This is a genomic window from Streptosporangium sp. NPDC051023, from assembly GCF_040689595.1.
In the GTDB taxonomy this organism is placed as follows: domain Bacteria; phylum Actinomycetota; class Actinomycetes; order Streptosporangiales; family Streptosporangiaceae; genus Streptosporangium.
In genome coordinates this window covers 28659-44920 of record NZ_JBFBCE010000056.1, presented here as the reverse complement: position 1 = coordinate 44920, position 16262 = coordinate 28659, and the positions used below count along the sequence as shown (strand labels likewise).

Annotated in this window: 9 protein-coding genes and 1 pseudogene; 8 read left to right on the top strand and 2 right to left on the bottom strand. The window is 67.9% G+C overall.

Features of this window, described 5'->3' with window-relative positions; translation table 11 throughout:
- Positions 1-1213 precede the first annotated feature (1213 nt).
- The 8 genes and pseudogenes from selD to AB0395_RS30730 all read left to right on the top strand — a co-directional run bounded on the left by selD (position 1214) and on the right by AB0395_RS30730 (position 14586).
- The gene (gene selD / locus AB0395_RS30765; RefSeq protein WP_366287114.1) at positions 1214-2203 is read left to right on the top strand and encodes a selenide, water dikinase SelD; all 990 of its coding nucleotides are present in this window, start codon (positions 1214-1216) and stop codon (positions 2201-2203) included.
- A 96-nt stretch (positions 2204-2299) separates the two neighbouring features.
- Positions 2300-2896, top strand: coding sequence for a histidine kinase dimerization/phosphoacceptor domain-containing protein (locus AB0395_RS30760; RefSeq protein WP_366287112.1), 597 nt, complete (start codon positions 2300-2302; stop codon positions 2894-2896).
- Between the two features lie 39 nt (positions 2897-2935).
- Positions 2936-3205: pseudogene (locus AB0395_RS30755) on the top strand (ATP-binding protein); the annotation flags it as partial.
- Between the two features lie 283 nt (positions 3206-3488).
- The gene (locus tag AB0395_RS30750; protein ID WP_366287133.1) at positions 3489-4256 is read left to right on the top strand and encodes a hypothetical protein; all 768 of its coding nucleotides are present in this window, start codon (positions 3489-3491) and stop codon (positions 4254-4256) included.
- Positions 4253-4957, top strand: a complete 705-nt coding sequence (locus tag AB0395_RS30745) for a response regulator transcription factor (protein WP_366287110.1) — start codon at positions 4253-4255, stop codon at positions 4955-4957. The genes AB0395_RS30750 and AB0395_RS30745 overlap by 4 nt, the downstream gene beginning before the upstream one ends.
- A gap of 974 nt (positions 4958-5931) precedes the next feature.
- Positions 5932-7947, top strand: coding sequence for an EAL domain-containing protein (locus tag AB0395_RS30740; protein WP_366287107.1), 2016 nt, complete (start codon positions 5932-5934; stop codon positions 7945-7947).
- A 1834-nt stretch (positions 7948-9781) separates the two neighbouring features.
- Complete coding sequence (gene fusA / locus AB0395_RS30735) at positions 9782-11866, top strand: elongation factor G (RefSeq protein ID WP_366287105.1); 2085 nt, start codon at positions 9782-9784, stop codon at positions 11864-11866.
- A gap of 719 nt (positions 11867-12585) precedes the next feature.
- Positions 12586-14586, top strand: a complete 2001-nt coding sequence (locus AB0395_RS30730) for a tetratricopeptide repeat protein (protein ID WP_366287103.1) — start codon at positions 12586-12588, stop codon at positions 14584-14586.
- 83 nt (positions 14587-14669) lie between these two features.
- Here the strand turns inward: AB0395_RS30730 and AB0395_RS30725 are convergent, their stop codons facing one another.
- Positions 14670-15602, bottom strand: coding sequence for a carbohydrate kinase family protein (locus AB0395_RS30725; RefSeq protein ID WP_366287101.1), 933 nt, complete (start codon positions 15600-15602; stop codon positions 14670-14672).
- Entirely contained in the window at positions 15599-16246 is a 648-nt protein-coding gene (locus AB0395_RS30720; protein ID WP_366287099.1) for a hypothetical protein, read from the bottom strand. Before AB0395_RS30720 ends, AB0395_RS30725 begins: the two co-directional genes overlap by 4 nt.
- Positions 16247-16262 lie beyond the last annotated feature (16 nt).

Here is a 16262-nt window from a genome sequence, read left to right as displayed (position 1 = left end):
TATGATCGGGGTGGCGAGGGCAACGTGAAACATTCCGGACGGGGCTTCGGCGGGAAAACCGAACCCCAGGACCTGCCCCACCGTGTCGCAGTCACCGAGTCGTTGCTATTGACCAGCTCAGTCGGCACCGGCCATCGCAGTGACATCTTACGATGCCTCCTCCTCCCATCAGCTCACTTAGCGTGAAGCCCGCCACGACCACCGTTGCCGCTGTGCGACGCACCTCGAACCCCAGAGGCAACAGCCACGAAGCAATGGAAAGCACAAGCATGCCGCACCGATGGAGAGACCGCGAATAAAACGGGAAACCCAGCCCTTGAGTGACGCATACAGCATGCCGTCGACTTACATCCGCACACCCACATTCCGGTGCACCTGATCGGCTCGATGACGCTGGAGACGCAGTCAGCCGGTTGGGGCTGGTCCCGGCGTACTACCAGCCGCTGGAGTACGAAGATCGTCGTCGTGAACGGCCTCGTGAGCAGCTCGCTGGATATGGGCTGCTGCGCGACGACAGCGGCGAGCGCGTGCAGGGTGTTGACGTCTTCGATGCGGCCGATGACAGGGGCGACACAACTCAGCTGAATTGTCGCCAAAGTAGCCCACCGAGACGACTCAAGAAAGCTCGCTGACTCATGAGCCACCAATATGGCCGACGCATGCCCTTCCCTGCCGGTCACCGATCCCGAAAAGAGCTCCGGATCCGAGGCGGCGCAACCGGCGGCCCATGGTCTCCGGACGGCGGACCACACGAAGCGGAGCGGATATCGTTCCGGTACGGCACACCCTGAGACCGTACTCGCCGGCCCTCGCCGGAACGATTGAACAGCAGTGATTTCAACACATATTCAGGAGCGCCACATCAGAAAATCCTTGATCGAGTCAAGGTGATCATGTAGGTTCTCGATCAAGCTCTTCCCTCGAACAGAGCTTTTCCCGGACAGATTTTTCCCCTTCCCTTGGGGCTATCCGGCCATACTGTCCTCATGAAGGGATAACGTTTTGCCTTCTTCTCCGCACGTCCGTGGATGGGCGAGGGCGTAAGGTGTGCCGCTCCTCCGCGTCGCACCGGTCGCGCGGGAGAGCGAATCGCGTGGCCCGCGCGGCGGACGGTCAACCGGTCGGCCGGGCAGAACCGCAGGCCGGGCAGAACCGTAGAGGGAGCCGTCCGCTCCGCACACCCGTAGCCTCATGTGGGCCGAAGGGAGCCGTGATGCGGCTTACGCAGTACGCGCAGGGCGGCGGTTGCGCCTGCAAGATCCCACCGGGAGAGCTGGAGGAAGTACTTGCCGGGCTGGGCGTCCTGACTCCGAAGCGAGCCGTTGGCGAGCTGCTGGTGGGCTTGGACACCGGAGACGACGCGGCCGTGGTTCAGATCGAGCAGGACACGGCCGTGGTGAGCACCGCCGACTTTTTCACCCCCGTGGTGGACGATCCATACGACTGGGGGCGGATCGCGGCGGCCAACGCGCTCTCCGACGTATACGCGATGGGCGGGCGACCGCTGATCGGAGTGAACCTGCTCTGCTGGCCCAGGGACGTCCTGCCGTACGAGATCGCCCGTGAGGTACTGCGCGGCGGTGCGAGTGTCACCGCCGAGGCCGGATGCCATCTGGCGGGCGGCCACAGCGTGAACGACCCCGAGCCGAAGTACGGCATGGCGGTGACCGGAATCGTCCACCCTGCGCGGTTGCTCCGTAACGACACGGGAAAAGCCGGGTTGCCGTTGACGCTGACCAAACCGCTCGGCCTGGGCGTGCTGAACAACCGACACAAAGCGACAGGTGAGGTGTTCGAGGAGGCAGTGGAGACGATGACCCGGCTGAACGCCGAGGCGAGCCGGGCCGCCGTCGAGGCGGGTGTCCTGTGCGCGACGGACGTTACCGGGTTCGGGCTGCTCGGCCACCTGTACAAGCTCGCCCGCGCCTCCGGTGTGACAGCGGTGGTCGACGCGGCCGCCGTGCCACTACTGGCGGGCGCCCGCAACGCGGTACGTGACGGTTACGTGCCCGGAGGCTCGCGCCGCAACCTGGCCTGGGTGGCTCCGCACACCGATGCCCGGTCCGCCGACGAGGAAACGATGATCTTGCTCGCCGACGCCCAGACCTCCGGCGGTCTCCTGCTCGCGGGTGAGATTCCCGGCGCCCCTGTCATCGGCGAACTGATCCCCCGGGGGCCTCACTCCGTCATCGTCAGAGGCTGAGCCGCGGCGGACAGGCCCCGGGCGTGGAAAGGCCAAGGGCTGGTGAGACCTCAGACAACGCACCTCGATTCACCGACTGATTGCGGAGTTTCGTGAATGGTCTGGTGGGGACTCGGGACGATGGATCGGGGTGTCACGGTCAGACTGCGCGATCCCGCCGAGATCTGGTGGCTGCCGTGGCTGCTGCTGACCGTGGTCGTGCTGTACGGCCTGGCCGTCCGGTACATCGCGGAGATCGCCGCACTGGCGGCGGGGGCGGCGGTCGTCGGCGTGGCGGTCACGGTCGCGGTGCGCGGCCACCACCCCCGGACCGTGGCCGGAGTCACGCTGGTCGCGGCGGCCCTGGCGGCCGCGGCCTGGTCGACGGGCAGGGCACGCCGACGACGTACGGCCCGGCGCTCGGCGCTGACCGCCCACCGGGTCGGCGCCCGCGCGATCCCGGGGTTCGCCGCCGACACCGAGCGCCTCCGGTTCGCCACCGAACTGCACGACACCCTGGTCCATCGGCTCACCGGCATCGTGGCCTGCACCTCCGCCGCACTCCATCTCGCCGACCCCGGCCGGCTCACCCATGCCATGCGGAACGCCGCAGAATCCGGCCGCCACGCCGTCACCGAGCTGAACCTGCTCGCCGCCCACCGGCATCCCGCCCCGGCCGGCCTGGCCGAGATCGACGATCTCGTGGCGGCGTGACCCCATCCCGGCCTCACCTACAGCAGGACCGCGGATCGTGTGCCTCCGCGGATCGCCGCGGCGGCCTACCAGGTGGTACGCGAGGCCCTGACCAATGCCTCCCGGCACGCGAACGGCGGCCGGGCGCGGGTCGCGATCGAGGAGGTACGGCAGCACGGCCTGGTGGTGACGATCAGCGACGAGGGCGGGGCCGATCTCGGCGAAATCGGCGGCGGGCACGGCCTGCACGGGCTGGCGACGGCGGTCTCCTCCTGCGGGGGATCCTTCAGCGCGGGTCCAGAAGGCCGTGGCTGGACGGTCCGTGCGACACTCCCACTGGCCCGCGAGGACGCGCGGGAGCGGGCGGAAGGCTGGCGGGGTGCCAGAGCCTGGGACTACGCGCTGGTCCTGGTGGCCGTCGCGTTGTCCCTCGGGACCATGCTGCTTCCCGGCCGCTTCCCGCAACCGGCCGGTGAGCAGGTCGCGTTCCTGGCCCCGCTGTTCGTCCTGCACGCCCTGCCGCTGGCCTGGCGGCGAAGTGCTCCAGGACGGAGCCTCGCGGCGGCCCTGTCGGTCTACCCGCTACTGCTCCTGTGGCCGGTGCAGCCCCCCGGTGACACCTTCCTCTCGTGTTGCTTGGGTCGAGCTCACCCTGCTCTTCAGCGCGGGAGCCGTACGGCGTGGCAGGAGTTGGCCCGCGCCGGTGGCCGTGGCCGCGGTCGGCGGCGTGACCCTGGCGAGCGAGCAGGGCATCGGAGCGGTGCAGTCGGCCGCCTGGGTCGTGCTCGCGCTGGTCACAGCGGTGGCGGTGGCCTGGGGCTGCGGCCTGACCGCCGGAGCCGCCCGTGCCCGCCGCAACGCGACCGAGGCAAGGAAGCGCGCGCTGCTCACCGGTGAGGCGGTGGCCGCGATGCTGGCCGAGCGGGAAAGGGTGTCCCGAGGTCTGCGGGAGAGCGTCGCCGGGCACATCGAAGCGGTGGCCGGCGCAGGACGGTCGGGATGTCCCGAGGCGGTGCTCGCCGAGGCGCGCGGAGCGCTCGCCGCGCTCAGAGCGCTGCTGGAGGTGCTGCGAGACCCGGTAGGGGGTGACGACCCGCCACCCACACTGCCCGGGATCGCGGCCCTGGCCGCCAGGCACCACGTGCTCGCGCGCTACCGGGGAACCCGCCGCGAAGTGCCCGCCGCCATCGAGGTCACCGCCTTCTTCGTGGCCAAGGAGATCCTGCCGCACGAGCCGACCGTCTCCTACCTGCCCTCCGGGGTGACCGTTTCCGGCAGAGCGGGGAGCGACGCCCGACGGCGGCTGCGCACGCTGGCCGACGCAGCGGGAGGGCGGATGGTCCGGTCGGACGGCGCGGTGCGTGTCTGGCTGCCCACATGAGCGGTGTGCGTCCGGCCCGCGGTACCGAGACCACACTGATCGTCGCCGAGGACGAAACCATGGTGCGGGCGGCGGTCGTCGCGGTGCTGGACGCGGAGGAGAACCTGCGCGTGGTCGGGGAGGCCGCGGGTGGGGAGGCCGCGGTGGAACTGGCCGTTTCACTGCGGCCCGACGTGGCGCTCCTCGACATCAGGATGCCGTGTCTTGACGGCCTGGCCGCGACCGCGAGGATCCTCGCCGAGGTGCCCGGTACCCGGGTGATCGTGCTCACCTCCTTCGGCCTGGACGACTATGTGTTCGGGGCGCTGCGCGCCGGAGCGGCCGGGTTCCTGCTCAAGGACAGCACGCCGGAGCGGATCATCGACGCCGTTCACGTGGTCTCCGCCGGTGACGCCCTGCTCGATCCCGCCCTGACCAGGCGCCTGATCGGCCACCTCCTCACCATGGCCCCGCGCCCGGCGCGCACGGAGGAGCTCGGCGTGCTCACCCCTCGGGAGAGGGAGGTGCTGGCCCATGTGGCCAGGGGGCTGAGCAACGGCGAGATCGGCGCGCGGCTCGGTCTGAGCCCTTCAACCGTGAAGGGTCACGTGGCCACGATCATCGCCAAACTCGGCGTGCGCGACCGGGTGCAGGCGGCCGTGGTCGCCTGCGAAACCGGCCTGGTCGGGCGCGGGGCAGGCTCCGACGGAGAGCTCACCTGACAAAACGCCCTGCCTTCTCTCCGCTTTCAGGGAGATCAGCCATCTTCGAGAGGTTTCGGCGGCGAGAAACGTGAATATTACAACGCCCTAACCTATGTCAACTATCTCAGCCTGCACGTTACCGAACGAAGTCGAAGCGCTATCTCGCGGCCGTCGCGTTCGTCGACGTACATCTGCTCGCTGTTCGAGTGAGTTGCGAACAGAGCGGTGTCGGGGCCGCGCGAGGTGATGCCTGTCTGCCATGCCATCGCGGAATCTTCTACGATCTCCAACGGAGAACGCACAAAGAGTTCGTTGCCCACAGTCGTTATCTCACCCTGAGATTACCCCGGGCACTGGCACTCAGATTCTCACGGGTGACCGAACTCTTGGCTTTCGACGTGGTCATCCACACCTCGGACTATCACCTCGAAGTGGTTGCGCCGCAATCCCGCGCACAAGTCGCCCGCGATCACTCCGATGCTTTCGCCGTCCGCGAACCACTCAACTTCACGAATTCATCCTCGGCGAGGACTTCACCGCTCCGGCCGCGATCTCCGCATGCCTCCATGGGCGTATTGACGACGTCATGTCCCGTCTCGGCATCTTCGGCTGCATCATAGCGACAGGTCCGCCTTGATCAAGTTCATGTGAGTTTGCTGACAGAGTCACAACCTTGAGCGAAAGAAGTAGTGTTGACGGCAAAGGGGATGATCCCCTAAGATCACGAAAAATCCGGACCAACCATCAAAATGGGTCTCGAATGGCCATGAGAGCTGAAGTCCCGCCTCCATGGAAGCCATCTGAATTGTAGCGAAACTTCTAGATATCTCCCAAGAGCAGGCCCAGGGTTATAGCCGCCTACGCGCGTGATGTTTCGCAATCTGGACTGACTGTTACTTTTGCCGGGGGGCGTAAAGGTGATGAAAGATCCAACCGACACCCGAGACATTGGCCCCCGAGCGGGGTCACCGCTGTGGGTCTACCTCACCGCAGTGAGCACGATCGGGCTCACCACACTGGCCATCACCCTATTCCGGACAGACGTCACGGACTTTTCCCATCTCCTGCACGCGCCGCTGTTCTGGATGCTGGCAGGCCTGATCGTACTCGGTGAACTACGTCCCGTGGTCACGCCGATCGCCGTCGGCGGCACACCGACCTCGACGCTTTTCGCGTTCGCCACGCTGCTCTACTACGGCCTGTCCATCGCGGTGCTTCTGCAGGTGGCGGCGGTCCTCTTCAGCGGACTGGTGGTACGCGAGACCTGGCATCGTACGATCTTCAACGCCGCGCAGCTGACGCTGGCGTTCACGGCGGCGGCGGTCACGCTGGGCGCCTTCGGCGTGCGGGCGGCCCCCTCGCACGCCTGGGTGCCCGAGGGCGGCCACATCGGCCTCGTGGCACTCGCCGCGCTCATGTATTTCGCGATCACCTACACACTGGCCTGCACCGCCGCCGCCCTTCATGAGCGCCGTTCGCTGCCACAGGTCCTCAAAAAGACGCTGGCCTACCAGAGCCTGGTCCAAGGAACGCTTCTGGGGTTCGCTCCGGTGGTCGTGGTGGTGATGCACAACTCCCCGCCGTTCGTCCTTCTGTTCGTCGCCCCGTTGATCGCCGTTCATCTGACCGCGACGCTATCGGTCCATCGTGATCATCAAGCGACGCATGACGGACTGACAGGGCTGCCCAATCGCAAGCTGCTCATGACGCGCACCCAGGAGGCACTGACCGAGAAGACGGAAAGGGTCGGACTACTCCTGCTCGACCTGGACCGATTCAAGGAGGTCAACGACACGCTGGGACATCCGGTCGGTGACCGCCTGCTGCAGATCATGGCTCATCGGCTGACCCACAGCGTACGGCCGGGGGATGTCGTCGCCCGGCTCGGTGGCGACGAATTCGCCGTTCTCCTGCCCTCCGTCCGGGACGCCGATACCGCTCGCGAGGTGGCCGCACGGCTGCGAGCCGCGCTGAACGAACCTGTATGGCTGGAGGGCATGTCCTTCGACAGGGACGCCTCGATCGGAATCGCGCTACATCCGGACCACGCCCCCGACTCCGAGCTGCTGCTGCAACGCTCGGACGCGGCCATGTATGTCGCCAAAGAGGCCCGGACCGGGGTGGAGATGTATCAGCCGGACAAGGATCGCAACTCGCCGGCGAGGCTCAGTCTGCTCGACGATCTGCGACGCGCCCTCGCCATCGGCGGCGATGGCGAGCTGAGCCTCTACTACCAGCCCAAGGTGCGCCTGTCGGACGGACGGCCCGTCGGAATGGAGGCGCTCCTACGGTGGCACCACCCCACCCACGGCCTGATCCCGTCCGAGGAGTTCATCCCGCTGGCAGAGCGGTCCTATCTCATGCATCTGCTCACCCAGCATGTGATCGACAGCGCCCTGGTCCAGGTGGCCCGCTGGTGGGCAGCCGGCCAGCAGGTACAGGTCTCGGTGAACGTGTCCGCCAGGGACCTGCTCGACTCCGGCCTCCCCGAGGTGATCAGCGCCGGGATGACCCGCCTCGGCGTTCCGCCGCACGCGCTTCAGCTCGAGGTGACCGAGCGGATTCTGATGACGGACCAGACACACATCACCGAGATCGTGCAGACCCTCGCCGACCTCGGCATCCCCCTCACCCTCGACGACTTCGGGAGCGGCTACTCCTCACTCGTAAGGCTCCAGCGCCTGCCCGTCGAGGAGGTCAAGATCGACGCTTCGTTCGTACGGCGGCTCACCTCGTCGAGCGAGGACGCCGCGATCGTACGGTCCATAGTGGACCTCGTCGGTTCCCTGGGGATGCGCTCGGTGGCCAAGGGCGTCGAAGACGCCCGCACCGCCGCGCTGCTGCGCGAGATGGGGTGCGACGGCGCCCAGGGCTGGTTGTACGGCCGGCCCATGAGCACGGACGCCGCAGGAGCGTGGCTGGCCGAACGGCCTGCCGTCTCCCGCCAATGGTCGGCTGCCAACACAGAGGATCTGATCCGGACCTCGCTGAGCAGCGAATTTCCGTGAGCACCGGTCAACGAGCCCGGCCGGCAACGTCCCGTCCACAATCGCCGGAAGACAGCTCAGCGCGTAGGAAAGTGCTGTCAACCATGCGGAAGAAGTCTCACGGAAAAACGAGGACCACGACCGCGACGCGCGCCGGCTGATCCCCGAGTTCGGAGACGACCGTCGCGCCCCACAATCTCCGGTATTCCGGGACGTTGAAGACCTCTCGAAAGCGAACCGGCTCGCCGGATCGCCCCTCTCCGTCTCTGTGAGCCAGGGGTTTCGACATACAAACCTCACCCCGAATCACCACAGAGTAAAGACCGGACCCAATCTAACCAGGGCCAAACTATAGATCAAGCCTTGACACACCACTATCAATACCTGATCATCGGATTGTTAAGATCATTTCCTCCTATATCCACATAAGACAGGGTTTGGGAGCACTCCTTGAGGGGAGGTGACAGCGATGCGGCATGGAATCAGCTGGACGTAATTAAATGCGTAATTTATGCGGCCACTACAGCCGCGTGACGATCTGGTCACAACGGCGACCGACAGCCTGGTAAACCCGTGACCAGCGGCCGGCGGTGACGGTGCAGACACGCGACAGCCGGCCGCGCTCCCCGATCTCGCGCGTGACGACACGTTGTATGCGCCACGGCGAAGCGGGCCGGACCGCGCCAGGCCGAGATCAACCCGAAAGTGGCCGAGCTGAGCGCGGTGCACCACTAGCCCAGCTCGGCCTACCTGCGTGGATGACACCCCGCCCCAACCGACTTCGCGCCGCGGGACTCACCCCATGGGACAAAGAGCCACACCGGCGCGGACCAGCGATCACCCGTGCCCCGCGATGGCGAGAACAAGACGCCGCGGCCGGCCGCCGACTCCGCTCCGACACCGGACTCCGCACCTCGGCGAACACGTCGACACACGGCCGGGGACCCGGTTATCCCCGCAAACCGCGACAGCGCCTGCGTGGGCGGGGACATCGGTCGACGTCATTCTCGCTCACAACTCAACGAGGTTCGCCAAAACAGTCTCATTGCCGGCGGGGATTATCCGACGACACCCCGTCCAGGAGCCTTCGAGGTGAGTGACAGTGACCGGAAGGACACTCCCCGAAACCGTTTCCAACGAACCCCGTGACACATCAATCACACAACTCAACGGAGTGTGATCAACCGCTCGAAACTTTCCCGAGCCAACGCGCACATCCATGGAACAAGCTCGTTTTGCATTTCGGCACCGCCTATTCCGTATTGAGGTCATCTTATTTGTCGATGCCGTTCCAGCAATACGCCGGTGGCGCTCCGCATGGAAAGTGCCGATCAGCTGACGGGAGGTTGGCCGCGGAATGACACGACCTCAGGATCACGACTCCAGCGGCGGAGACCCGTGGAACCCGCCCGGCCGCCTGAAACCGGTGAGACCCGGCCCCCGAGGCCGGTTCCTGGACGCGTCGCCGACGGGAGAAGACACCGACGAGAAAACCGGTTCTCCGTTCGGGCCTGTTTCATTACACTCGCCACGAACGACGCGCCGCCACGGCACCGCGGTGCGCTTCGACGAGGGAAGGGAGCCCGTCGTGCGTCACAGCACCACCGCGGTCATTCCCCCGTCACGCTACGAGGTGATCCTGGTGTCTTCTTCGTCCCGGTGGCGGCTGCGCGGCCGGCACCGGACGTCCCCCTGACGAACACCTGATCCCTTTTCCGCCCGGCACCGGGGTAACCGGCCGGACGTACCCCGACGCGGTCGCGTCACATGAGGGTTTCCCCGTGGCCTGGCCTCAGGCCTGTTCCGTCTGGGAATCGCGCTGTCCTGTCTGGATCCTCAAGAAGGGCCATAGGCCATGCGTACCGCCCCACATCGACAGCTCACCGATCAGCTGAACAGCGTCCGCAACCTGGGCATCCTCGCCCACGTCGACGCGGGCAAGACCACCGTCACCGAACGGATCCTGTTCGTCGCCGGCGCCACCCACAAACGTGGCGAGGTGCACGACGGGACGACCGTCACCGATTTCGACTCCCAGGAGCGTGATCGTGGGATCACCATCTTCGCCGCCGCGGTGAGCTGCGCCTGGGACGGCCACCGAATCAACCTGATCGACACCCCGGGCCACGTCGACTTCTCCGACGAGGTCGAGCGCTCGCTGCGGGTGCTCGACGGCGCGATCGCGGTTTTCGACGGCGTCGCGGGAGTCGAACCGCAGAGCGAGTCGGTGTGGCGGCGGGCCGACCGGTACGGGGTACCGCGGATCGCCTTCGTCAACAAGCTGGACCGCGCCGGTGCCGACCTCGATGCGGTGGTCAAGTCGATCCGCGAGCGGTTGCACGGTACCCCGCTGGTGGTCCAGCTGCCGATCGGACGGGAGGACGGGTTCGCCGGAGTGGTGGATCTGCCGCGCATGCGGGCACTGCTCTGGGCCGACGGCGGCGGCACGTTCACGGAGGGTCCGGTGCCCGACGCCCTGAGGGAGGAGGCGCGCCGGCGCCGCCGGCTGCTGGAGGAGGCGGTGGCCGAGCTTCACCCGGTCGCGCTTGAGGAGTTCTGCGCGGAGTCGGCGATCTCCGCGGAGACCCTCACCACCGTGCTGCGCGACCTGACCCGTACCGGTGAGGGCGTGGTGGTCGTGTGTGGATCGGCCTACCGCAACCGTGGGATCGAGCCGTTGCTGGATGCCGCCGTTTCCTACCTGCCCTCGCCGTTGGACGTGCCGCCGGTGCGCGGCGTCTGGGACGGCGCCGCGCGGGAACGCGCCGCCGACCCGGCGGCGCCGTTCGCCGCGCTGGTGTTCAAGGTGAGCGCGACCGCCACGGGACGGCTGACCTACGCGCGTGTGTACTCGGGAACGATGCGGAAGGGGGACACGGTGCTGGACGCCGGGGCGGGGCGCGCCGAGCGGGTCGGCCGGATCCTGCGGGTACAGGCCGACCGGCACACCGAGGTTGACCGGGCGGTGGCGGGGGACATCGTCGCGGTGGTCGGGCTGAAGGCGGCTCGCACCGGGGCGACCCTGTGCGCGCCCGGGGCGCCGTTGCTCCTCGAACCGCCGTCCGCGACCGACCCTGTGGTCTCCGTCGCGGTCGAGGCCCGTGGAGGCGGCGACGCCGACCGGCTGGCGTCTGCGCTGGCACGGCTGGCCGAGGAGGATCCCTCGCTGGCCGTACGGACCGACGCCGAGACCGGTCAGACGGTGCTGTCGGGGATGGGCGAGCTGCACCTGGAGGTCGCGGTGGAGAAGATCCGTCGCGCCCACGGGCTTGAGGTCGGCGTCGGCAGACCGCGGGTGGCCTACAGGGAGACGGTCGTCGCCGGGGTTTCCGGGCTGCTGTACCGGCACGTCAAGCAGGACGGAGGTGCCGGGCAGTTCGCCCACGTCGTTCTCGACGTGGAGCCGCTGGAGGCCGCCCCGGACGCCGGTGACGACGCGACGGGTTTCGTGTTCCGCTCGGCGGTTGTCGGCGGGCGGGTCCCGCGGGAGTACGTCCGGGCGGTTGAGGCCGGTTGCCGGGACGCCCTGGCGGACGGCCCCCTCGGCGGCCACCCGGTGACGGGCCTGCGGGTCACGCTGACCGACGGTGCCACCCACCCCAAGGACTCCTCTGAGCAGGCGTTTCGTACGGCGGGCAAACTCGCGCTCCGGGAGGCCCTGCGCGCCTGCCGGATAGTGCTGTTGGAACCGGTGGTCGAGGTCACGGTCACCGTGCCCGACGACGCCGCGGGCGGGGTGCTGGGCGACCTGGCGGCACGGCGTGGCCGGATCTCGGGCACGACCACGAGGGCCGGCTCGGTGGTGATCACCGCGACCGTGCCACTGGCCGAGGTGTTCGGCTACGCGACCCGGCTGCGGAGCCGTACCCAGGGCCGGGGAACCTTCACCACCCAGGCCGCCGGTTACACCCCGGTTCCGGGCGGGGAGCCGTCCCGGTAAGGCCTGACGGCGGCCGCCGGCGCATCCAGGGGGATGCGCCGGATCCCCGGCCTCGTCCTCAGCCTCGCACCGGCCGGACCTGACACACCGCGAGACCGCGCGAAGTCTCGGCCGACGGCCGAATCCGGGAGATCGGCCGAGACTTCACCGCCCGCTGCCGGAAACTCCCTCGACGAACACCCCAAACGTCACACACGTCGACCGCCGTCGATCGGAGCTCAACGGCAAATCGCACATTATCCGCATCAGCCGGGTTTCCGGTGCTCGCGAGTTCGATGGATGCGGTGACCCAAAAATACTTCCCGGCATGATTTCACGTCACCACCATTCCCATATAAGGACATGCCTCTTATATGAGAACCAACAAGTATTTACCGTGGTCAGCGCGGCTGCTCCGACCTGCCCTGACGACGAGAATGACCGAAGATGGGATTTCGACCTTGACGAGAATTCGAACACCGGTAAGCATGGAAGATCCAACCCGGTTTTCCTTCCCGGGAAAAACAACGTTCCGGTCGATGACGATCCCAGGGGTGTGACTTCTCGGTCACGACGCGAGCAGGGCGATGGGTGCCGACTTCAGCGACAGAGACCAGAAATCCGAAAGCCACTTCAACGAGCTGGGCGGGACCGTGCTGGGGCCGGCTCTTCAGGCTCGCGATGTTCACGGCGGGATCCATCTGCATCAGGCGTCTCCCCCGATGCCGATGCCGATGCCGATGCCGAAGCCGAGCCAGCTGCCCGCGGGCCACCTCCTCGTCGATCGCGGCGAGGCGCTCGCCTCGCTGGACGGCATACGCTCCGGCCACGCCGGGACGGGCGTGGCCAAGGTCGCGGTGGTCAGCGGCCCTGCGGGGGTCGGCAAGACGGCCGTGGCGCTGCACTGGGCGCACCGGGAGCGCGGCGGGTTCCCGGACGGGCAGCTCTACGCCGACCTGCGGGGACACGACACCGACGATCCCGTGCGGCCCGTGGAGATCCTGGGACGGTTCATCCGCGCATTCGGGATCGCGCCCGAGCGCATCCCCGCGGGGCTGGCGGAGCGTTCAGCGCTCTACCAGTCACTGGTGAGCGAGCGCCGCCTGGTCATCGTGCTGGACGACGCCCTCTCGGCCGCCCAGGTGACCCCTCTGCTGCCCGCCTCGGCGAACAGCATCACGATCGTCACAAGCAGGTGGCGTCTGGCGGGGCTGCTGATGCGCGGTGCGCGGGGAGTCCGGCTCGAACAGCTCAGCACGGACGCGGCACTGCAGTTGCTGGAACGGACCGTCGGCGACGAGCGGGTGCGAAACGAACCGGACGCGGCCGCCGAGTTGGTCGAGCTGTGCGCCAGGCTGCCCCTCGCCCTGTGCGTCGCCGCCGCCCGGCTGGCCACAAGACCGAACTGGCCCCTGTCCGAGATGGTGGACGCCCTCACCCACGAACGGCGGCGGCTGACCGAGTTGTCGGTTGAAGACGACATGACGATCCAGGCGGCCCTCATGCTCTCCTACCACGAGCTCTCACCCGACGAGGCGGCAAAGGTCTACAGACTGCTCGGGCTCTTCCCCGGCGACACCTTCGACAGCTGGTCGGCCGCTGCCACGGTCGCGCTCCCGCGCACCCAGGTCCGGCCGCTGCTGGAGATCCTGACGGACGCCAATCTGCTCGACGACGTGCCGGGCGGCAAGTACCGCTTTCACGACCTGACCCGGCTGCACGCCCGGGAGCTGGCCGAGCAGAACGAATCCGAGACGACCCGCGACCAGACCCTGCGCAGGGCGCTTGACTGGTTCCTGTGCACCACCGCGACCGTGAACCAGGTGGTCATGCCCTATCGCCACGTCATTCGTGACGCGGTGGTTCACGAACCCGCCGAACCTGTCACGTTCACCGATCCGGCACAGGCGCTCGACTGGCTTGAGCTCGAGTTCCGCAATCTCAGGGCGGCCATACGCACCGCCTTCGAACGAGACCTGTTCCCCACGGCGTGGCAGTTGGTGGACGCTCTGTGGCCCCTGTTCCTCTACCGTGGCCATCACGCCGAGCGGCTCGAGGTCGACAGGCTTGGCCTGGCGGCGGCGCGGGCCTGCTCGGACTCCCCCGCCGAGGCCAAGATGCTGAACCGGACCGGCCTGGCGCTTCGCGCCCTGGGCCGGTTGGACGAGGCCGCCGACGACTTCCGCCGGGCACTGGACATCTGGCACCGGGAGGGGAACCGGCGACGGATATTGGGGAGCAGACGCAGACTGGGACTGATCGAGATGGACCGGGGGCATGTCGAGGAGGCCATCGTCCTCTTCCGGGAGGCGCTCGACGGCTACCACGCGGCGGGCGAACCACGCAAGGTCGCTCTCCTGCTGTGCGACCTCGGCGACGCGCTGACCGAGAAGGGACGCGAGGCGGAGGCCGTCGCCTGCCTGGCGGAGGCCGAGGACCTGCTCGCCGGGCAGGATGATCCGTACAACCGGGCGCGGGCGCGCGTCCTCCTCGGCAGGGCACAGGCCGGGGAGCCGGAGACCGCGGCCCGCCTCGTCACCCAGGGGCTGGAGGAGATGCGACGGATCCGTTCCGAGACGGGGCAGGCGCAGGCCCTGCAGGCGTTGGGGGACCTCGCCCTGCGGGACCGCCGCGAAGAGGACGCACGGGGCCTCTACCAGGAGGCACAACGGATCCTCGCGCAACGCGGAGCGCGCAGCAGGCAGCTGGACGACCGGTTGTCGCGGCTGGGCGGCACCTGACCCGGGCATCCCGGCACCCAGTCCCCAGTCCCCAGTCCCCAGTCCCCAGTATCCCGGCACCCGGGCACCCGGGCACCCGGCGCTCAGACATCCCAGCGCTCCACGACGGTGCGAGGCGCGTGCGAGGCACTCAGGAGGGTCAGCTCCCCGCGGGTCAGTGACGCCGTCACCGGCGCGGGGTGGCCGATCTTCCAGCCCGCGTACACCACCGCCGTCCGCAACGCCTGGACCGGATCGCCGGTGCTCCTCCAAAAATGCAGAAAGGTGGCGAACAGCACGTCACCCGCCCCGGTGGTGTTGACGACGCCCCGCGGCGTCACCGCCTCAACCCTGATGAGTGTCCCCTCCCTTGTGCCGAGAAGAGCTCCTCGTATCCCGAGTCCGATCCCTACCAACCGGCAGCGCGGGTAACGGTCGAACATCTTCGCCACCCACACCTCCGGCGGGTCAGGAAGGCATTCGTGGCTGCAGAAGACGATCTGCCCGGCCTCCAGCCACGGACGGTTGTACGCGCTGTCGAGATCCGCTATGAGGTGGACGTCCACGGCGATGGGGATGCCGAGCCTGGCGGCCGGCCCCACCAGGTCCCGGACGAACTTCGCGTTCGTCAGGACCAGAAGGTCCGCTCCACGGGCGCTCGACTCAAGCAGGTCCGGAGGGTAGGCGACCTCGTTCACGGGTGTCAGATGGGGAAATCCCATGCGGCGGCCATCGGGCCCGACAAGCGTCACCCCCGCCGACGATTCGGAACCCTCGACAACCCCCGGGCCGAGCAGGCCTTCACGGCCGAGCTCGGCCACTATTCCGGCACCGGGCAGATCACGGCCGACCACGGTGCACAGGCGAACGTCGTCACCCAGCGTCTTGAGGATCCGCGCGATGTGACCCGCCGCCCCGGACACGCCGGTGGCGAGCCAGCGTGGCGGCGATGTGGAGGCGTACCGCACCGGGAACTCCCCCACCCCCACCGACATGTAGAAACTCACGGCGCCCGCGACGACCGTCCTTCGTGTCATGTGGACTCACCTCCGGTGTTCCGCGGGAAACGGCGGGTCAGCCTGATCTGTGCCTTGCCGGTCACCTCCAGTGCCCCGGGCGATCCCGGGGAGGAGGCCGTGTACCGGCCGACGGTCACCGGGGCGACTGTCAGGTCGCCGAACGGCATCCGGGCGACCTGCCAGCCGTACAGAAACGATCCGCAGAGCATCGGCCACGGGCTCCCGCCGACAGACCCGGTGATCGTGATGAACCGTCCGTCACGCAGTCCGGCGAGGCAGCCGTGCTCGTGCCGGCCGACCGCGACCTCGCACCCCGGATACCGGTCGAGGACACCTGAAACGCTGTCGGCCGCGACGGCGACGGCCCTTCCCCGGTCCACGAGCACGTCCGCGACCTCACACCAGTCCCGATCCGCGAGGTCACCGAGACGGGCGACGACATGCGTGCCGCCGAAGACCCGCGCGCCGGGCGGCACACCGTGACGACGGCGTCCTCGGGTGAGGAGCATGACGTGAGGCTCACGGACCGGCCCCTCGCGGGAGGTCACCAGGATCGCCGGCGTTCCCGGCCGCGAAACGGCTCCGGAAGGAGAAGGGATCCGGTCCACAACGAGCATGTGCTCAGGCCTGAACAGGTGGGCCGTGACGAACTCGCCGGACATGAGATTCCTCCGCTCT